Raw genomic sequence first — 18,666 nt, forward strand, 5'->3', positions numbered from 1 at the left:
GCCTGCGTTTCATGTTGGCCTGATTTTTTTCACGTGTATCTCTGCGCCACTGCATATGGCAAATACACAGCACGTGAGATACGCGACGGAACCTGTGCTCACGGGTGGCTTCATATGCCGTGAATATTCACACGGGAGCAAGTCTTGACCAGTGCCAATCCGCCTGTCGGCCCAGCGACACCTGTGTCCGCCAGTGTTTCATTGAATGTACTGACCATGAACATGCACATGGGCTTTGGCATTTTCAATCGCCGCTTCATTCTGCCCGAGCTGCGTGAAGCTGTGCGCACTGTATCGGCCGATATCGTGTTTCTTCAGGAAGTGCACGGCGAACACCAGAGCCACGCGCGCAGGGTCAAGGACTGGCCGACGATTTCGCAGTACGAGTTTCTGGCCGACAGCATGTGGAGTGATTTTGCCTACGGCCGCAACGCGGTGTATCCGGACGGCGATCATGGCAACGCGTTGCTGTCCAAATACCCGATCATCCAGCATGAAAACCTCGACATTTCCATTCATGGCACCGAGCAGCGCGGCTTGTTGCACTGCATTCTCGAGGTGCCACACGCGGGCCGGGTGCATGCGGTCTGTGTGCACCTGGGACTGCGTGAAAGCCATCGACGTCAGCAGCTCAAACTGCTTAACGAGCTGATGGCGCGTATTCCCGAAGGCGAGCCGGTGATCGTTGCCGGTGACTTCAATGACTGGCGCCAACGCGCCGATGCGTCGCTGCAGGGCAGCGGGCTGCACGAGGTTTTCGTAGAGCGCTTCGGGGCGCCGGCGAAAAGCTTTCCTGCCCGTTGGCCATTACTCCGGCTGGACCGGATCTATGTGCGCAATGCAACGTCCCACCGGCCGAAAGTGTTGTCCAGCCGACCGTGGTCCCACCTTTCCGATCATGCACCGCTGGCGGTGGAGTTGACCTTATGAGCAATACGACAGGGCAGTGGCGCGACGGCAACTCGGTAGAGTTGCTGATCAATGGCGAGGATTTTTACGCCCGGGTATTCGAGTGCATACGTGCCGCGCGCAAAGAGGTGCTGATCGAGACCTTCATCATTTTTGAAGACCGAATCGGCGAGGGCCTGCAACAGGCGCTGCTCGAAGCCGCTGCGAATGGCGCTAAGGTGGTCGTCACGGTGGATGACTATGGCACCTCGGACCTGAGTTCGACGTTTGTCAAAACCATGATCGACGCCGGTATCCAGATTCAGCTGTTCGATCCGCGCCCAAGGTTCATGGGCATGCGCACCAACCTGTTTCGCCGGCTGCACCGCAAGGTGGTGGTGATCGACGGCGAATTGGGCTTTATCGGCGGCATCAATTACAGCGTCGATCACATGACTGACACGGGGGTGACGGCCAAACAGGACTATGCCGTTCTGGTCCGTGGCCCGATTGTTGGCGATATTCACCACAGCGCGTTGAATATGCTCAGCAAGGTCGTTCGTGACAAATTGCCGCCCGTTGCACTGAAGCTGGACCGCGCCGGTGACGCCAGCATGCTGCTCGCCGAGCGCGACAATGACGAGCACAGTACCGATATCGAAGAGCAGTACCTGAAGGCGATTCGCGCTGCGAAGCAACGGATCACCTTGGCCAATGCGTATTTTTACCCCAGCTACCGCTTTCTGCGTGAGCTGCGCAATGCATCACGGCGGGGCGTCAAGGTCACCCTTATTTTGCAAGGTCAGCCCGACATGCCGTTCGTACGGGTTTGCTCGCGGTTGACGTACACCTATCTGCTGCGCGACGGCGTGGTCATTCATGAGTACAAGCAACGTGCACTGCACGGCAAGGTCGCGCTGATCGATCAGGACTGGTCCACCGTGGGCTCCAGCAATCTTGACCCGCTGAGCCTCGCGCTGAACCTGGAAGCTAATCTGTTCATTCGTGATCGCGGGCTCAATGAGCATCTGCAAAACCACCTGATGGAGCTTGCCGCTGCGCACAGCAAGCAGATGAGCCTTAAGGGCGCGGCGCGTGGCCAGTGGTGGCGTGCGCCGATGATCGTCTTGAGTTTCTTTTTCCTGCGCCGTTTTCCGGCCATTGCCGGTTTGTTCCCGGTTCACGGTGTGCGCCTCAAGCCCCTGCGTGCCGGTGATGTAGTGCCCGAAGCGAAAGTGATCGAACAGCAGCAGAACAACCATCCGATGGACCAGGAGAAAACCCTATGACCCAAGCCACGCAGGCAGCGCCGCAAAGCGCGCAGGGAACCAAGTGGAAATGGGCAAAGCGGGCGTTCAATCTGTTTTTCTTTATCGCCGTCCCGGTTCTGCTGTTTATGCTGGTCAAGAAGCTTGACTGGCAAGAGGTGAAACAGGCGTTGGCGTCCTACAAGGCCAGCACCCTGGCTATCGCGGCTGTTGTGGCCTTTGCCAGCTACGCGACCTACTGCGGCTTTGACGTGTTGGCGCGTTATTACACCCGGCACACATTGTCGATCAAGCAGATCGTGCCGGTGACGTTTGTCTGCTACGCGTTCAACCTCAACCTCAGTTCCTGGGTGGGCGGCATTGCCTTGCGTTACCGCTTGTATTCGCGACTGGGGCTGGATGTTTCGACCATCACGCGGATTCTCAGCCTGAGCCTGATTACCAACTGGCTGGGCTACATGCTGCTGGCCGGTTTTGTGTTTTCGATGCGCTTTCTGGAGTTGCCCAAGGAGTGGTCGATCGGCACCACAACCCTGCAATTGATCGGCTTCGGACTGTTGGCGGTGTGTTTTGCGTACCTGCTGGCCTGCCGGTTTTCGAAGAAACGCTCATGGACCATCCGTGATCAGGAGTTCAATCTGCCGTCGATGAAGCAGGCGCTGATGCAGGCCAGTCTGGGCGCTCTGAACTGGTCGTTGATGGCCGCGGTGATTTACACCCTGCTGCCGGACAAGGCGTTTTATCCGGCGATTCTCGGTGTGTTGCTGATCAGCAGCATCGCCGGTGTGATCACTCACATTCCAGCGGGCCTCGGTGTGCTTGAGACCGTGTTCATCACCTTGCTGGCGCACCAGTTCTCCAAGGGCAGCCTGCTCGCAGCGTTGATCGGCTATCGCGCGATCTACTTCCTGCTGCCGCTGCTGCTGGCACTGATGGTGTATCTGGTGCTGGAAAAACGCGCGAAGAAAATGGGCGAGAAGAACCAGCAACGCATGGGCGAGGAAGCCAAATCCTGATGGCTCAGCCCTCAGTCATCAAACCCGACCTGCTCGTGTATTTCATCGACCTTGAGTTCCAGGCGATAGGCCACGGCAATGAACAGCGCCTGGCACAGGCATAGCGTGGCGCTCAGCGAGCGGAAGGCGAACGAGCTGCCTTCGTTGACCAGTAGCACCGAGTTGGCGCGCTTGGCCAGCGGCGACAGGTTGCTGTCGGTGATGATCAGCGTCTTGGCCTGGTGGTGCTGGGCGATGCGCAGGCAGTGCTGGGTCTCCTTGCCATAGGGCGTGAAGCTGATGGCAATCACCAGGTCATTGGCGCGCACACTGCGCATTTGCTCGCGATAGCTGCCCCCCAGGCCGGAGATGAGATGAATGCGCTTGTTGGTGTGTTGCAGGTTGTAGACCAGATAATCAGCCACCGCGAATGAGCGGCGCACGCCCACCACATAGATGTTGTCGGCGTTGACCACCAGGTCCACGGCTTTCTCGAATTCATCGTCATCCAGCTCGACACTCAGGCGTTCCAGGCCGGAGAGGGTGGCGCTGACGCATTCACGTGCCAGATCGCCTGCATTGGCCTTCTGTGACTTGTTGGCGATCAGGCTACGGATACGCTGCTGGTAATTCTGCACCGGCGTGGTCTTGTGCGTATAAGCCTCGCGAAACAACGCCTGCATCTCGCTGAAACCGCTGAACCCGAAACGCTGGGAAAATCGCACGATGGCCGAAGGGTGGACTTCGCACTCGCGGGCGATGTCACTGATCCGGTCAACCATGATCCGGTCGCTCTGCTGGCTCATATAGCTGGCAATCCGCTTGAGCTGACGCGGCAGGCCCTCGTATTCATCAGTGATCAGCCGCAACAAGCCTTCGGCACTGTTCGGCGGCATGTCGACGCTCGTCCCGGGCAGAGTGGGCTGATCGGCGCTGGTCATATTCAAATCCTTTCTGCTTGTTCTTCTTCAGGGCAACGGCGCGCACAGCACGACCGTTGTGGGCCTGACGGTGGAGGCTGCCTTGGGGCAGGAACGACGACTATATCCTACCCGCCTGCGCAGTGTGCCAGCACTTGAGTGGTGGTATGGAAAAAATATTCCACTAAAAATAATTATAGAAAAAATATTGATTGATGTGTCTTGACGTTTTACGCTGCATTCACAAAGCAGCGTGTACACCTGATGCAGGCGCTGCAGGCTGATAAAAATAACAGGAGCCACCATGGGCCAGACACGCTTTGCCACTGGGCGTCAGTTGGATCTGATTTGCCTCGGACGCCTGGGCGTCGACCTTTATGCGCAACAAGTGGGGGCGCGACTCGAAGACGTTTCCAGTTTCGCTAAATACCTGGGCGGCTCGTCGGCCAATATCGCCTTCGGCACGGCTAGGCTCGGTCTCAGGTCGGCCATGCTCAGCAGGGTCGGCGACGACCACATGGGCCGTTTTCTGGTCGAGTCCCTGGCCCGTGAAGGCTGTGATGTCAGCGCCATCAAGCGCGACCCCGAGCGTCTGACGGCGATGGTGCTGCTGGGGTTGAAGGATCGTGAAACCTTCCCCTTGGTGTTCTACCGTGAAAACTGCGCTGACATGGCCCTGCGCGCCGAGGACATCGACGAGCAGCAGATTGCCTCGAGCAAGGCGCTGCTGATCACCGGCACGCATTTCTCCACTGATCAGGTGTTCAGGGCCAGCAGTCAGGCGCTCGACTATGCCGAGAAGCACAACGTCAAGCGCGTGCTGGATATCGACTACCGCCCGGTGCTCTGGGGGCTGGCAGGCAAGGCCGATGGTGAGACCCGGTTCGTTGCCGATCAGAAGGTCAGCCAGCATGTGCAGCGCATCCTGCCGCGTTTCGACCTGATCGTCGGCACCGAAGAGGAATTCCAGATTGCCGGCGGTTCGACCGATTTGCTCGCGGCCCTGCGTAAGGTGCGTGAACTGACGGCCGCAACGCTGGTGGTCAAGCTCGGCCCGCAAGGCTGCACGGTGATTCACGGGGCCATTCCTGCGCGGCTGGAAGAGGGCGCCATCTACCCCGGCGTGCAGGTCGAAGTACTCAACGTGCTCGGTGCGGGCGACGCGTTCATGTCCGGTTTTCTCAGCGGCTGGCTCAAGGAAGCCAGTGACGAACGCTGCTGCCAGCTGGCCAATGCCTGTGGCGGGCTGGTGGTGTCGCGGCATGCCTGTGCGCCCGCGATGCCGACCCCGGCCGAACTCGATTACCTGTTCAACAGCCCTGAACCCATTACCCGTCCTGATCAGGATGTCGCCCTGCAACGGCTGCATCAGGTCAGCGTGCCGCGCAAGCAGTGGCGGCAGTTGTTCATCTTTGCCTTCGATCATCGCGGCCAGTTGGTCGAGCTGGCGCAACAGGCCGGGCGTGATCTGGGCAGCATCAGCCAGCTCAAGCAGCTGTTCGTGCAGGCGGTCGAGCGGGTCGAAGCCGACCTGCGCAAGCGCGGCATCGAAGCCGATGTCGGTCTGCTTGCCGACCAGCGCTTCGGTCAGGATTCACTCAACGCCGCAACCGGTCGCGGCTGGTGGGTGGCGCGTCCGGTGGAGGTACAGGGCTCAAGGCCGCTGGCCTTCGAGCACGGTCGCTCCATCGGCAGCAATCTGCTCGCCTGGCCGCAAGAGCAGATCATCAAGTGCCTGGTGCAATATCACCCCGATGACGAGCCGATGTTGCGTCTGGAGCAGGAAGCGCAGATCAAGGCGCTCTACGATGCTTCGAAAGTCAGCGGCCATGAGTTGCTGCTGGAAATCATTCCGCCCAAGGATCACCCGTCGCCTCACCCGGACGTGATGCTTCGCTCGCTGAAGCGCTTGTACAACCTGGGCATCTACCCGGCGTGGTGGAAGATCGAGGCGCAGAGTGCGCAGGTCTGGCAGCAACTGGACGAACTGATCCAGCAACGCGATCCGTATTGCCGCGGCGTGGTACTGCTCGGGCTCAATGCGCCTGTCGAAGAGCTCGCTGCCGGCTTTGCCGAAGCTCGCCACAGCCACGTCTGCCAGGGCTTTGCTGTCGGCCGGACAATATTCCGTGAGCCAAGCCGGGCCTGGATGGCCGGAGAAATAGACGATGCGACGCTGATCAGTCGGGTGCAGAGCACCTTCAACTGGTTGATCGAGTCCTGGCGCGAAAGCCGCGCCTGATTCGTTCCGGATTTCGACGCCACGACAACGTCGCGATAACAACAAAAAAGGTGCAGCCATGCCCGTTTCGACTTCCACACCCAGAATCCGCATCGGCATCAATCCGATCTCCTGGAGCAACGATGATTTGCCGGCCCTCGGCGGAGAAACCCCGCTGAGCACGGCGCTGAGCGAAGGCAAAGCCATTGGCTACGAGGGCTTCGAGCTCAACGGCAAGTTTCCGAAAGATGCCAAGGGCGTCGGCGATGTGTTGCGGCCCCATGGCCTGGCGCTGGTGTCCGGCTGGTATTCCAGCCGCCTGGCGCGGCGTTCGGTGGCCGAGGAAATCGAAGCCATCGCTGCGCATGTGAACCTGCTCGCCGAAAATGGCGCTTCGGTGCTGGTGTACGGCGAGGTGGCCGAATCGATTCAGGGGCAACGTATCCCGCTGGTCGAACGTCCACGTTTTCACACCGATGCCGCCTGGCATGAATACGCCGAAAAACTGACCGAGCTGGCACGTTTCACCCTGTCCCGAGGCGTGCGCCTGGCGTATCACCACCACATGGGCGCTTACGTCGAGTCGCCGCAGGATATCGACCGGCTGATGGCGCTGACCGGTGAGGAGGTCGGGCTGCTGTTCGATTCCGGGCATTGCTACATGGGCGGTGGCGAACCTCTTCAAGTGTTGAGCAAGCACATCCAGCGTATTTGCCATGTGCATTTCAAGGACGTGCGCAAGCCGGTGGTGCAACTGGCACGCAACAACCTGTGGAGCTTTCCGGACTGCATCATCAACGGCACTTTCACGGTGCCGGGGGACGGCGATATTGACTTCTCGGCGCTGCTCAAGGTCTTGCGGCAGGCCGGTTACAACGGCTGGCTGGTGGTCGAGGCCGAACAGGACCCTGCCGTAGCGCCCAGCTATGTGTACGCCAAAAAGGGCTATGACACGTTGCGCCAACTGCTGGCCGATGCACGATAAGGAGGACTGCAACATGAATCTGCTGACCAAGAGCAAATCCACTGGCCGCGACGTCGTAGCGCTGGCCCCCGGTTCGCTGGAATACGTGAACTTCGCCGCCTACCGCCTGGAGTCCGGAGAAAACCTGCCGCTGAGCGCAGGAGAAAACGAGCTGTGCGTGGTCCTGCTGACCGGGCACGCCAGCGTCAGTGGCGAAGCGCCGGGGCAGGGCGCTTTCAGCTGGGAAAACATAGGCGACCGGCAATCGGTGTTCGAAGAAAAATCGCCGTTCGCGGTCTACCTGCCGCCGCATAGCCAGGCGCAGTTTGTCGCACGCGGCGCGGTACAGCTTGCCGTATGCACGGCGCCGGGCGATGCCGGCAAACATTTTCCGGCACGCTTGATCATGCCGGGCAGCATGAAGCGCAGCGTACGCGGCAAGGGCGCCAATACCCGTTATGTGTGCGACATATTGCCGGACAGCGAAGCGGCGCATTCGCTGCTGGTGGTCGAGGTGCGTACACCTTCCGGGCATTCCTCCAGTTACCCGCCGCACAAGCACGACCGGGACAACCTGCCGCACGAGAGCTTTCTCGAAGAAACCTATTACCACCAGGTCAACCCGCCGCAGGGCTTCGTTTTTCAGCGGGTTTATACCGACGACCGCAGCATCGATCAGGCCATGGCCGTGGAAAACAATGACCTGGTGACCGTGCCCAAGGGCTACCACCCGGTCTCCGTCCCCTACGGCTACGAATCCTGGTACCTGAACGTAATGGCCGGCCCGACGCGCGCCTGGCAGTTCCACAACGATCCGCAGCACAGCTGGCTGCTGGATCTCTGATTTCCCATTTTTGTTCTGGAGGCATGAGATGAACGAGTCACCGGTGATCGGCCACTACATCAACGGACACCTGAGCAATGGCGAGGGTGAGCGTTACAGCGATGTCTTCAATCCGGCAATCGGCACGGTCCATGCGCGTGTTGCGCTGGCCAGCGTGAAGACTGTGGATGAAGCGGTTGCGGCGGCCAAGGCGGCGTTTCCGGCCTGGGCCGAGCAGTCCTCGCTGCGCCGGGCTCGGGTGATGTTCAAGTTCAAGGAACTGCTGGACCAGCACCATGACGAATTGGCGCAGATCATTTGCCGCGAGCACGGCAAAGTGTTGTCCGACGCGCGCGGAGAGGTGGTGCGCGGTATCGAGATCGTCGAATTTGCCTGCGGTGCCCCCAGTCTTCTGAAGAGCGATTTCAGCGACAACATCGGCGGTGGTATCGATAACTGGAACCTGCGTCAGCCACTGGGCGTCTGCGCCGGGGTTACGCCGTTCAACTTTCCGGTCATGGTGCCCTTGTGGATGATTCCCATGGCGCTGGTGACCGGTAACTGCTTCATCCTCAAACCCTCGGAGCGCGATCCATCGGCCAGCCTGCTGATGGCGCGCCTGCTCAAGGAAGCCGGTCTGCCCGATGGCGTCTTCAATGTGGTGCAGGGTGACAAGGTGGCGGTCGATGCGTTGCTGCAACACCCTGACATCGAGGCCATTTCCTTCGTCGGCTCGACCCCGATCGCCGAGTACATCCATCAGCAAGGCACTGCCCATGGCAAGCGCGTGCAAGCACTGGGCGGCGCCAAGAACCATATGATCGTGATGCCCGATGCTGATCTGGACCAGGCCGCCGACGCCCTGATCGGGGCGGCTTATGGCTCGGCCGGAGAGCGCTGTATGGCGATCTCGATTGCCGTGGTGGTCGGCGATGTCGGCCAGCGCCTCATCGACAAGCTGCTGCCGCGCATCGACCAGCTCAAGGTCGGCAACGGCATGCAGGCCGATTCGGACATGGGGCCGCTGGTCACCGCTGTGCACAAGGCCAAGGTCGAGGGCTTCATCGATCAGGGCGTCAAAGAAGGCGCGAAGCTGATCGTCGATGGCCGCAACTTCAAGGTGCCGGGTGCCGAGCAGGGCTTTTTCGTCGGCGCGACGCTGTTCGATCACGTCACGTCACGCCGCAGATGCAGATCTACAAGGAAGAAATCTTCGGCCCGGTGCTGGGTATCGTGCACGTCGCGGATTTCGCCAGCGCCGTGGCGCTGATCAACGCCCATGAGTTCGGCAATGGCGTGTCGTGCTTCACCAGCGATGGCGGCGTGGCGCGCGCATTTGCTCGCAGCATCAAGGTCGGCATGGTCGGCATCAACGTGCCGATCCCGGTGCCCATGGCCTGGCATTCGTTTGGTGGCTGGAAGCGGTCGCTGTTTGGCGATCACCACGCCTACGGCGAAGAAGGCCTGCGTTTTTACAGCCGCTACAAAAGCGTCATGCAACGCTGGCCGGACAGCATCGCCAAAGGCCCCGAGTTCAGTATGCCGACTGCCAAATAGTCTTCATCAATGGAATGTTTGCGGAGAATAAGAACAATGAACCACCCTCTGCGTTTCGCCCTTAATCGAATGGTCGCGCCGCGCCTGTCTCTGGAAAGTTTCGTCGACCTGGCGGTTGAGCTGGGTGCCGATGCCATCGAGATTCGCAACGACCTCAAGGGCATCGAGATCGAAGACGGCACTGCCCCCGAGGTCGTCCGTGATCTTTGTGCTGCCAGGGGGGTAGAGGTGTTGTCCATCAACGCCCTGTACCCGTTCGATGTCTGGAACCAGGAGCGCGCTGCCCAGGCGACGAAGCTGGCGCAGTACGCCCGCGACTGCGGTGCCCGCGGTCTGGTGCTGTGCCCGCTCAATGACCGTGCCGACCCGCGCAACGGTGCGCAGCGCGCTGCGGGATTACGCACCGCATTGACGGCCTTGGCCCCGATTCTTCGCGAGCACGGAATTCTCGGCTTCGTCGAACCCCTCGGCTTTGAGGAGTGCTCGCTGCGACTCAAGCGTCAAGCGGTGGATGCGATCAAAGCTGTCGGCGGGCTGGATGTTTACCGACTGGTTCACGATACCTTTCACCACCATCTGGCCGGCGAGGTCGAGCTGTTCCCGGAGCTGACCGGGTTGGTACATATCTCCGGTGTCGAGGATGCGCAGACACCGCTCAACAGCATTCGCGATGGTCATCGCGTGCTGGTCGGCGAAGGCGACATTCTGGGTAATGCGTCGCAGATCGAGCGCTTGCTGGACAGCGGCTATCAGGGGCATCTGTCGTTCGAACCGTTTGCTGAAAGCGTTCACGTGCTGGATGACATTCCTCAGGCAATAGCGGCAAGCATGACGCATTTGTCACGAGCCGTTTCGCAGCGTCACTGACTTCAGCCGTCAGGCCGGCTTAAACCCTGGCCACCTCAAACAAGAACAAGGTGCGAACATGAGTACAACCCGACTGACCATGGCCCAGGCCCTGGTGAAGTTTCTCGATAACCAGTACGTCGAAGTCGACGGCGTACAGAGCAAATTCGTCGCCGGCATTTTCACCATTTTCGGGCATGGCAACGTGCTGGGGCTTGGGCAGGCGCTGGAGCAGGACAGCGGCGACCTGGTGGTCCATCAGGGCCGTAACGAGCAGGGCATGTGCCATGCCGCCATCGGTTTTGCCAAGCAGCACCTGCGTCGCAAGATCTACGCGTGCAGTTCATCGGTCGGCCCTGGCGCGGCGAACATGGTCACCGCTGCGGCAACGGCCTCGGCCAACCGCATCCCGTTGCTGCTGTTGCCGGGCGATGTCTACGCCAGCCGCCAGCCCGATCCGGTGCTGCAGCAGATCGAGCAGTTTCACGACCTGAGTATCAGCACCAACGACGCGTTCAAGGCGGTGAGCAAATACTGGGACCGCATCAACCGGCCCGAGCAGTTGATGAGCGCAGCGCTCAATGCCATGCGCGTACTGACCGACCCGGCCGACACGGGCGCCGTTACCCTGGCGCTGCCTCAGGATGTGCAGGCTGAAGCCTACGACTACCCGGACAGCTTCCTGCAAAAGCGTGTGCACCGTATCGACCGGCGTCCGCCAAGCAAGGCCATGCTTGACGACGCATTGAGGCTATTGGCCGACAAGCGCAAGCCGTTGCTGATCTGCGGCGGCGGGGTGCGTTACTCCGGTGCGGCGGATGCCTTGCAAGCCTTTGCCGAGCGCTTCGATATCCCGTTCGCCGAAACTCAGTCCGGCAAAAGTGCCATCGTTTCGGCGCACCCGTTGAACATGGGCGGCATCGGCGAAACCGGCACGCTGGCGGCCAATCGGCTGGCCAAAGAGGCTGACCTGATCATCGGCGTAGGCACCCGTTACAGCGATTTCACCACCGCGTCGAAATGGCTGTTTCAGAACCCGGATGTGCAGTTTCTCAACCTCAATGTCGGTGCCTTTGATGTGCAGAAACTGGACGGCGTGCAGGTCCTGGCCGATGCGCAGATGGCATTGCAGGCGCTGACCGAAAGCCTCCAGGCCTGCGGTTATCGTGCGGCCTGGGGCGATGCACCGCGATCGGCGCGTGCCGAGCTGGATGCCGAGGTGGATCGCCTGTACGCGGTCGAGTACCAGCGTGAGGATTTTGTCCCGGAAATCAACGATCACCTGGACCCTGCCGTGCTGCGCGATTTCATCGAGCTGACGGGTTCGTGTCTGACTCAGAGTGGTGTATTGGGCATCCTCAACCAGAGCCTGCCTGCCGATGCGGTGATCGTTGCAGCAGCGGGCAGCTTGCCGGGTGATCTTCAGCGCGCCTGGCGCAGTACCGGAGTCGACACCTATCACGTCGAATACGGTTATTCGTGCATGGGTTATGAGGTCAACGCCGCACTGGGCGTGAAGCTCGCAGCGCCGCACCGCGAAGTCTTTGCGCTGGTCGGCGATGGCTCTTACATGATGCTCCATTCGGAACTGGCCACCTCGATCCAGGAGCGGCGCAAGATCAACGTGGTGCTGCTGGACAACATGACTTTCGGCTGCATCAACAATCTGCAGATGGAGCACGGCATGAACAGCTTCGGCACCGAGTTCCGTTTCCGCAATCCGGAAACCGGCAAGCTCGACGGTGACTTTGTGCCAGTGGATTTCGCCATGAGTGCTGCCGCCTATGGCTGCAAGACCTACAAGGTGAGTACTGCCGAACAACTGCGCCAGGCGCTCGCCGATGCGCAACGTCAGACCGTGTCGACGCTGATCGACATCAAGGTCCTGCCCAAGACGATGATCCACAAATACCTGTCGTGGTGGCGTGTCGGGGTTGCCGAAGTGTCGACCACCGGCACTACCGCTCAGGTGTATGAAAAGCTCAATCGCGAGCTGCTCAAGGCTCGTCAGTACTGATCACTTTTATCGTTCAGCGCCCGTGATCCGTTCACGGGTACATCCAATAACAAAAAAGGAACATGAAAATGGCATTGAAACTCGGCGTGATCGGTACAGGCGCAATCGGTCAGGATCATATCCGGCGTTGCAGCAAGACGCTGGTCGGCAGTCAGGTGGTGGCCGTCACCGACATCAATCTCGAACAGGCAGCGAAGGTGGTGCGCGATCTGGACCTCGGCGCCGAAGTGTATGCCGACGGGCACGCATTGATCGCCGCGCCGGATGTCGAGGCGGTCCTGGTCTGCTCCTGGGGGCCCAGTCACGAAGAATATGTGCTGGCAGCCATCGCTGCGGGCAAGCCGGTGTTCTGCGAAAAGCCGCTGGCAGTCACTGCCGAAGGCTGCCGGCACATTGTCGAAGCCGAGATCGCCAGTGGCAGGCGTCTGGTACAGGTGGGGTTCATGCGCCCTTATGACCAAGGCTATCGCGCGCTCAAGGCAGTGATCGACAGCGGCCAGATTGGCGAGCCGCTGATGCTCCACTGCGCGCACCGCAACCCGCGGGTGGGCGAGAATTACAAGACCGACATGGCCATCACCGATACGCTCATTCACGAACTCAACGTGCTGCGCTGGCTGCTTGACGATGACTACGTGTCGGTGCAGGTGGTATTCCCGCGCAAGACCAGCAAGGCCCTGGCGCACATGAAGGACCCGCAGATCGTGATGCTGGAAACGGTCAAGGGCACGCGCATCGACGTCGAAGTATTCGTCAATTGTCAGTATGGCTACGACATCCAGTGTGAAGTCGTCGGCGAGACGGGTATTGCCAGACTGCCGGAGCCCTCTCAGGTCCAGTTGCGCAGCGAGGCGAAGCTGTCCAACGCGATTCTGATGGACTGGAAAGACCGCTTCATCGCTGCTTACGACGTCGAGTTGCAGGACTTCATCGACGGCGTCAAAGCGGGGACCCTCTACGGCCCTTCGGCCTGGGACGGCTATGCCGCCGCTGTGGCCGCCGATGCCTGCGTGCTGGCGCAGAACACGGGTGCAGTCGTGCCGATCACGCTCGCCATGCGTCCGGTGTTCTATAACTGACCATCCTGCGGTTAAACAGGACATCTCTTGAAAGGAATAAAAGGGAGGCATCATGCGTATTGCACTGGACCCTTACATGTATCGCCATCTGTCACTGGGGGCGATGGTCGATAAAACCGCGGAGCTGGGCTATGACTATATCGAGCTGTCGCCGCGTGAAGATTTCATGCCATTTTACAAATACCCACGGGTGGATCGGGCGCGGATCAGGGAGTTTCGCAAGGCCCTGAGTGATGCCGGGGTGAAACTCTCCTCGTTGCTGCCGCTGTACCACTGGGCTGCGCCAGATGAAGACCTGCGTATTGCAGCGGTTCGCAACTGGAAACGTGCCATTCAGGTCGCCGTTGAGATGGACTGCGACCTTATGAATACCGAGTTCAGCGGGCAATCCGACCATGCGCTGGTCTGTGAAAACCAGTTCATGAAATCCATGGATGAATTGATGCCGCATTTCGAGCGTGAAGGTATAAAGCTCGATATTCAGGCGCACCCCTACGATTTCTGCGAGCGCAACAACGAGTCGGTGGATATTATTCGCGGGCTCGATCGGGACTGGATCAACTACCTGTACGCGGCACCACACACTTTCTTCTACGACGATGGCGTTGGTGATATCGCTTCGATGCTGCGCTATGCCGGCGACAAGCTCACGCATCTGATCATTGCCGACACCTATAATCACCGGGCTTCTTCCAACCTGCGCTACATCGTCAACCCGCCCGGCGTGACGGCGACGGTTCATCAGCACCTGGACATCGGCCAGGGCGAGGTGAACTGGGAGGCGTTCTTCTCGACGTTGCGGGACATCAAGTTCGACGGCATTGCCACAGTGGCGGTATTTGCCTGGGAGGAACGCGCAGATGAATCGAGCCGATTCATGCTGGAGCGGGTCAAAAGCGAGCTGCTCCGTTGAAACGGCGGCATCAACTACACAACCGACGGCTGCGGCCATGAGGTTCATGGAATACAGGAGACATGCATGCGAGCAGGGCTGGTGGGCTATGGCAAAGGCGGGCGTTACTTTCATGCGACGCTGATTTCAAGTTTGCCGGGTGCCACGTTTGTGGGCGTCGTCACACGCTCCGAAGAGCGCAAGCAGGAAGTGGCCAAAGACCTTCCCGGCGTGGCGACCTTCGATACGCTGGCCGATCTGGTCGCTGCCGGGGTTGATGTGGTGGTGATTTCCACACCGCTGGCCTCGCGACGAGCGTTGATCCTCGAAGCGATAGAGCTGGGTGTCGGGGTCGTCAGCGACAAACCCTTCGCCAGTGATGCAGCCCAGGCGCGCGAGCTGGTGGACGCGGCCGAGCGTCGTGGCGTGCTGCTCAGCGTTTATCAGAACCGCCGCTGGGATTCGGACTTCCTCACTGTGCGCAAGTTGCTCGACAGCGAGGCACTGGGCGCGGTCAGCCGGTTCGAGTCCAGCATCGAGCGTTATTCGCCACGGTCTGTCGGCAAGGCCAGCGGCGGTGGCGTGCTGCGTGACCTGGGCAGTCATCTGGTGGATCAGGCGCTGGTGCTGTTCGGCCCGGTCGAACGGGTGTATGCGGAACTGCAATTCGCTGCGCCGCACGACGAACTGGATCACACGTTCTTCGTTTCCCTGCGCCATGCCGGCGGCGTGACCTCGCACCTGTCCGGCAGCTGCCTGCAAAACAGTGCCAAGCCGCGTTTCAGGGTCAGTGGAGCGAAGGGTTGTTACAGCGTCGACGGGCTGGATGGTCAGGAAGAGGCCGCCTTTGCCGGGCTTACGCCAAGGTCCGAGGGCGAGCGCTGGGGTGTCGAGGAGCATCGGCGCTGGGGCTGGTTCGAGCAGGGCGAGCATCGCGAGCGTGTGCCGTCGGAGCGTGGTTGCTGGCTGGAGTTCTACCGCCAGTTGCAAAGCGCGGTTGACGAGCAGGGTATTAATCCGGTCAATCCGCATGATGCGATAGCCTCGGCGCAAATCATGGATGCCGCGCGCCTGAGTGCCAGAGAAGGGCGCGTTGTGGTGCTGTAGCCATTGCGCGCTGCAGCGCATCCAGCGGCCCGTTATCGAAGAGAGCCTGACGCTTGCCATGCGTCGGGCTTTGTCGTCTCTGTAACCGAATAAAATGAAATGGAATAAAATTCTAAAATCAGTTGAATTGGAAAATATTTTCCAATAGAGTCGTTTTCAGGTTGCCGACTATCGAATCCCTCGCGTTTTGAAGGTTTTTCAAAGCACGAGAAGCAAGCCCGACAAAAACAAAACAAAAGATAGGTACTGTCGATGAAAACCCCTACCTCTGGCGTCACCGCCAAGCGTTCTGCCACCTCGTCATTCTGGATCCGGACCCTGGAGCGATTTCTCACCGTCGTCGCCCTGAGCCTGTGCGTGCGCCACAAGGACGCGCAACTGTTCTGCATTCCCGGTGCCACCGGGATCCGCCTGTCACGCTGATTCGCTGCATCCGAACAACAACAATAATTTGGAGACAGATCCTCATGAAGACCAAGATTGCTTTGACCTCATTGGCGATGGCGCTGATGGTGGGCAGCGGTGCAGCTTTGGCCGATATCAAGATTGGTGTGGCCATGTCGCAGTTCGATGACACCTGGCTGACCTACCTGCGTGACGACATGAATGCCAAGGCCAAAGTCATGTCAACGACCGAGAAAGTGGACCTGCAGTTCGTCGATGCCCGCGCTGATGTCAACAAGCAGCTCGATCAGGTCAAGGACCTGATCAACAAGAAAGTCGACGCCCTGATCGTCAATCCGGTCGACACCGCCGCTACTGCGCGGATCACCAAGGAAGCGGTCGCCGCCGGTATCCCGCTGGTCTACGTCAACCGCCGCCCCGACGATCCGAAACTGCCTGCGGGCGTCGCCACAGTGACGTCGGATGACATGGAGGCCGGCCGACTTCAGGCGCAATACATCGCCGACAAAATGAAGGGCAAGGGCAGCGTCATGATTCTTCTGGGTGACCTGGCCAACAACTCCACGCAAAACCGCACCAAGGGCGTCAAAGAGGTGTTGGCCAAGTACCCGGACATCAAGATAGACCAGGAGCAGACCGGCACCTGGCTGCGCCAGAAGGGCATGGACCTGACCAACGACTGGCTTACCCAGGGCCGAAAATTCAACGCGGTGCTGGCCAACAACGATGAAATGGCCATTGGCGCGGCGATGGCGCTGAAGCAGGCAGGCGTGGATAAAGGCAGCGTTTTCGTTGCCGGTGTCGACGGTACACCGGACGGGCTCAACGCCGTGACCAAGGGCGATCTGGCCGTATCGGTCTATCAGGACGCGAAAGGACAGGCCGACGGGGCGATCGATGCCGCGGTGAAACTGGCCAGGAAGGAGAAGGTCGAGCCCCAGGCGATCATCATTCCTTATCGCCTGATCACCCCTGAAAACGTCGCCACCTTCAAATAACAACGATCGTCAGGCCTGGGAGGGCATGCCAATGCGCTCCCGCAGCCTGCCGCTTGAGGAGTTGTGATCATGTTCGGTTCTGCTACTGCCAATCCGCCCGCGCAACGCGATCTGCCGTCCGGCGACGGGGGCGGAGGGGCGCCTGATGCCCAGGCCCCGTATCTGCTGGAAATCAGCCATGTCAGCAAGGGCTTCCCCGGCGTCATTGCGCTCAATGATGTGCAATTGCGCGTTCGCCCTGGCAGCGTGCTGGCGCTGATGGGCGAGAACGGAGCCGGAAAATCGACCCTGATGAAAATCATTGCGGGCATCTATCAGCCGGACTCGGGCGAAATCCGCCTGCTTGGCAAGCCGGTCCGCTTCGATACGCCCCTGTCAGCGTTGCAGGCGGGTATCGCCATGATCCATCAGGAACTGAACCTGATGCCGTTCATGAGCATTGCCGAGAACATCTGGATCGGTCGCGAACAGCTCAACGGCCTGCACATGGTCGATCACCGCGAGATGCACCGCTGCACTGCCGAACTGCTGGAGCGTCTGCGCATCAAGCTCGATCCCGAGGAGCTGGTCGGCACGCTGAGCATTGCCGAGCGGCAGATGGTGGAGATCGCCAAGGCCGTGTCATACGACTCGGACGTGCTGATCATGGACGAACCGACCTCGGCGATCACCGAAACCGAAGTCGCTCACCTGTTCTCGATCATCAGCGACCTGCGTGCCCAGGGCAAAGGCATCATTTACATCACCCACAAGATGAACGAAGTCTTCGAAATCGCCGACGAAGTGGCGGTGTTTCGCGACGGCGCCTATATCGGCCTGCAGCGCGCCGAAAGCATGGACGGTGACAGCCTGATCACCATGATGGTAGGCCGTGAACTGACCCAGCTGTTCCCCGAGCGGGAAAAACCGGCAGGCGACGTACTGCTGTCCGTCAATCAACTGAGCCTGAACGGCATTTTCAAGGACGTGAGCTTCGACCTGCGTGCCGGGGAGGTGCTTGGCATTGCCGGGCTGATGGGGTCCGGGCGTACCAATGTCGCCGAGACCCTGTTCGGCATAACCCCCAGCGACAGCGGCGAGGTGCGCTTCGATGGCAAGACGGTGCACATCGGCGATCCGCATCAGGCGATTGAACTGGGTTTTGCGCTGCTCACGGAGGACCGCAAATTGACCGGCCTGTTTCCATGCCTGTCAGTGATGGAAAATATGGAGATGGCTGTGCTGGCCAACTATGCCGGTAACGGTTTCGTGCAACAGAAGGCCTTGCGCGCACTGTGCGAAGACATGTGCAAAAAGCTTCGGGTCAAGACGCCGTCGCTGGAGCAGTGCATCGACACATTATCCGGTGGTAACCAACAGAAGGCACTGCTCGCGCGCTGGCTGATGACCAACCCCAGGGTGCTGATTCTGGATGAACCCACACGCGGTATCGACGTGGGGGCCAAGGTGGAAATCTACCGCCTGATCTCCCTGCTGGCCAGTGAAGGCATGGCGGTCATCATGATTTCCTCGGAGCTGCCGGAAGTGCTTGGCATGAGTGACCGGGTCATGGTCATGCACGAAGGCGAAATGATGGGCATCCTCGATCGTGGCGAAGCGACCCAGGAAAAAGTCATGCATCTGGCCTCCGGCCACAAGGTTCATTGAGTTCGCACTACAGGGCTCGGTAGAAGAAGAACAAGAGGA

General features: G+C 59.9%; 15 protein-coding genes and 1 pseudogene. 15 read left to right on the plus strand and 1 reads right to left on the minus strand.

Annotated elements, in window-relative coordinates; all coding sequences use genetic code 11:
* Nucleotides 1–144 precede the first annotated feature (144 nt).
* From PCPL58_RS12540 to PCPL58_RS12550, 3 genes are read left to right on the plus strand one after another with little or no spacing between them, the layout of a single operon-like run.
* Nucleotides 145–930 carry an endonuclease/exonuclease/phosphatase family protein gene (locus PCPL58_RS12540; protein WP_003370515.1) on the plus strand — a complete coding sequence of 262 codons (786 nt, stop codon included), beginning with the start codon at nt 145–147 and terminating at the stop codon, nt 928–930.
* The gene (clsB, locus tag PCPL58_RS12545; protein ID WP_044308554.1) at nt 927–2,177 is read left to right on the plus strand and encodes a cardiolipin synthase ClsB; all 1,251 of its coding nucleotides are present in this window, start codon (nt 927–929) and stop codon (nt 2,175–2,177) included. Before PCPL58_RS12540 ends, clsB begins: the two co-directional genes overlap by 4 nt.
* The gene (locus PCPL58_RS12550) at nt 2,174–3,172 is read left to right on the plus strand and encodes a lysylphosphatidylglycerol synthase domain-containing protein (protein WP_065349526.1); all 999 of its coding nucleotides are present in this window, start codon (nt 2,174–2,176) and stop codon (nt 3,170–3,172) included. Before clsB ends, PCPL58_RS12550 begins: the two co-directional genes overlap by 4 nt.
* Nucleotides 3,173–3,183: 11 nt before the next feature.
* Here PCPL58_RS12550 and PCPL58_RS12555 read toward each other — a convergent pair whose 3' ends face one another.
* On the minus strand, nt 3,184–4,092 hold the full coding sequence (locus PCPL58_RS12555) for a MurR/RpiR family transcriptional regulator (RefSeq protein WP_003315787.1): 909 nt from the start codon (nt 4,090–4,092) through the stop codon (nt 3,184–3,186).
* A 283-nt stretch (nt 4,093–4,375) separates the two neighbouring features.
* Here PCPL58_RS12555 and PCPL58_RS12560 point away from each other — a divergent pair, with 283 nt between their 5' ends.
* The 12 genes and pseudogenes from PCPL58_RS12560 to PCPL58_RS12610 all read left to right on the plus strand — a co-directional run bounded on the left by PCPL58_RS12560 (nt 4,376) and on the right by PCPL58_RS12610 (nt 18,627).
* Nucleotides 4,376–6,313: a bifunctional 5-dehydro-2-deoxygluconokinase/5-dehydro-2-deoxyphosphogluconate aldolase gene (locus PCPL58_RS12560; RefSeq protein WP_065349527.1), complete on the plus strand. Its 1,938-nt coding sequence runs from the start codon at nt 4,376–4,378 to the stop codon at nt 6,311–6,313.
* A gap of 58 nt (nt 6,314–6,371) precedes the next feature.
* The gene (iolE, locus tag PCPL58_RS12565; RefSeq protein WP_065349528.1) at nt 6,372–7,277 is read left to right on the plus strand and encodes a myo-inosose-2 dehydratase; all 906 of its coding nucleotides are present in this window, start codon (nt 6,372–6,374) and stop codon (nt 7,275–7,277) included.
* A 13-nt stretch (nt 7,278–7,290) separates the two neighbouring features.
* Nucleotides 7,291–8,100 carry a 5-deoxy-glucuronate isomerase gene (gene iolB, locus PCPL58_RS12570; RefSeq protein WP_054081624.1) on the plus strand — a complete coding sequence of 270 codons (810 nt, stop codon included), beginning with the start codon at nt 7,291–7,293 and terminating at the stop codon, nt 8,098–8,100.
* Nucleotides 8,101–8,128: 28 nt separating this feature from the next.
* Nucleotides 8,129–9,636 (plus strand): annotated as a pseudogene (locus PCPL58_RS12575) (CoA-acylating methylmalonate-semialdehyde dehydrogenase).
* A 36-nt stretch (nt 9,637–9,672) separates the two neighbouring features.
* A complete protein-coding gene (locus tag PCPL58_RS12580; protein ID WP_065349529.1) occupies nt 9,673–10,503 on the plus strand; it encodes a TIM barrel protein in 831 nt (276 codons plus the stop codon).
* A gap of 58 nt (nt 10,504–10,561) precedes the next feature.
* The gene (gene iolD, locus PCPL58_RS12585; protein WP_065349530.1) at nt 10,562–12,499 is read left to right on the plus strand and encodes a 3D-(3,5/4)-trihydroxycyclohexane-1,2-dione acylhydrolase (decyclizing); all 1,938 of its coding nucleotides are present in this window, start codon (nt 10,562–10,564) and stop codon (nt 12,497–12,499) included.
* 68 nt (nt 12,500–12,567) lie between these two features.
* Nucleotides 12,568–13,578, plus strand: a complete 1,011-nt coding sequence (iolG, locus tag PCPL58_RS12590) for a bifunctional inositol 2-dehydrogenase/D-chiro-inositol 1-dehydrogenase (protein ID WP_044308560.1) — start codon at nt 12,568–12,570, stop codon at nt 13,576–13,578.
* 52 nt (nt 13,579–13,630) lie between these two features.
* Nucleotides 13,631–14,491: a sugar phosphate isomerase/epimerase family protein gene (locus PCPL58_RS12595; protein ID WP_003349149.1), complete on the plus strand. Its 861-nt coding sequence runs from the start codon at nt 13,631–13,633 to the stop codon at nt 14,489–14,491.
* Between the two features lie 66 nt (nt 14,492–14,557).
* Nucleotides 14,558–15,577, plus strand: coding sequence for a Gfo/Idh/MocA family protein (locus PCPL58_RS12600; protein WP_065349531.1), 1,020 nt, complete (start codon nt 14,558–14,560; stop codon nt 15,575–15,577).
* A 252-nt stretch (nt 15,578–15,829) separates the two neighbouring features.
* A complete protein-coding gene (locus tag PCPL58_RS30860; RefSeq protein ID WP_003370533.1) occupies nt 15,830–16,000 on the plus strand; it encodes a hypothetical protein in 171 nt (56 codons plus the stop codon).
* A 44-nt stretch (nt 16,001–16,044) separates the two neighbouring features.
* Nucleotides 16,045–16,980 (plus strand): sugar ABC transporter substrate-binding protein, encoded by a 936-nt coding sequence (locus PCPL58_RS12605; RefSeq protein WP_003370534.1) that lies wholly within the window; start codon nt 16,045–16,047, stop codon nt 16,978–16,980.
* Nucleotides 16,981–17,049: 69 nt separating this feature from the next.
* Nucleotides 17,050–18,627 (plus strand): sugar ABC transporter ATP-binding protein, encoded by a 1,578-nt coding sequence (locus PCPL58_RS12610; RefSeq protein ID WP_065349532.1) that lies wholly within the window; start codon nt 17,050–17,052, stop codon nt 18,625–18,627.
* Nucleotides 18,628–18,666: the final 39 nt, after the last annotated feature.

Source organism: Pseudomonas cerasi (genome assembly GCF_900074915.1).
In the GTDB taxonomy this organism is placed as follows: Bacteria; Pseudomonadota; Gammaproteobacteria; order Pseudomonadales; family Pseudomonadaceae; genus Aquipseudomonas; species Aquipseudomonas cerasi.

Excerpts from the sequence above, each read along its gene's own strand:
- iolE (WP_065349528.1), top strand. The coding sequence starts at position 6,372 with ATGCCCGTTTCGACTTCCACACCCAGAATCCGCATCGGCATCAATCCG.
- PCPL58_RS12605 (WP_003370534.1), top strand. The coding sequence starts at position 16,045 with ATGAAGACCAAGATTGCTTTGACCTCATTGGCGATGGCGCTGATGGTG.
- clsB (WP_044308554.1), top strand. The coding sequence starts at position 927 with ATGAGCAATACGACAGGGCAGTGGCGCGACGGCAACTCGGTAGAGTTG.
- PCPL58_RS12610 (WP_065349532.1), top strand. The coding sequence starts at position 17,050 with ATGTTCGGTTCTGCTACTGCCAATCCGCCCGCGCAACGCGATCTGCCG.
- PCPL58_RS12600 (WP_065349531.1), top strand. The coding sequence starts at position 14,558 with ATGCGAGCAGGGCTGGTGGGCTATGGCAAAGGCGGGCGTTACTTTCAT.
- iolG (WP_044308560.1), top strand. The coding sequence starts at position 12,568 with ATGGCATTGAAACTCGGCGTGATCGGTACAGGCGCAATCGGTCAGGAT.
- PCPL58_RS12595 (WP_003349149.1), top strand. The coding sequence starts at position 13,631 with ATGCGTATTGCACTGGACCCTTACATGTATCGCCATCTGTCACTGGGG.
- PCPL58_RS12560 (WP_065349527.1), top strand. The coding sequence starts at position 4,376 with ATGGGCCAGACACGCTTTGCCACTGGGCGTCAGTTGGATCTGATTTGC.
- iolB (WP_054081624.1), top strand. The coding sequence starts at position 7,291 with ATGAATCTGCTGACCAAGAGCAAATCCACTGGCCGCGACGTCGTAGCG.
- PCPL58_RS12550 (WP_065349526.1), top strand. The coding sequence starts at position 2,174 with ATGACCCAAGCCACGCAGGCAGCGCCGCAAAGCGCGCAGGGAACCAAG.
- PCPL58_RS12580 (WP_065349529.1), top strand. The coding sequence starts at position 9,673 with ATGAACCACCCTCTGCGTTTCGCCCTTAATCGAATGGTCGCGCCGCGC.
- PCPL58_RS30860 (WP_003370533.1), top strand. The coding sequence starts at position 15,830 with ATGAAAACCCCTACCTCTGGCGTCACCGCCAAGCGTTCTGCCACCTCG.
- iolD (WP_065349530.1), top strand. The coding sequence starts at position 10,562 with ATGAGTACAACCCGACTGACCATGGCCCAGGCCCTGGTGAAGTTTCTC.
- PCPL58_RS12555 (WP_003315787.1), bottom strand. The coding sequence starts at position 4,092 with ATGACCAGCGCCGATCAGCCCACTCTGCCCGGGACGAGCGTCGACATG.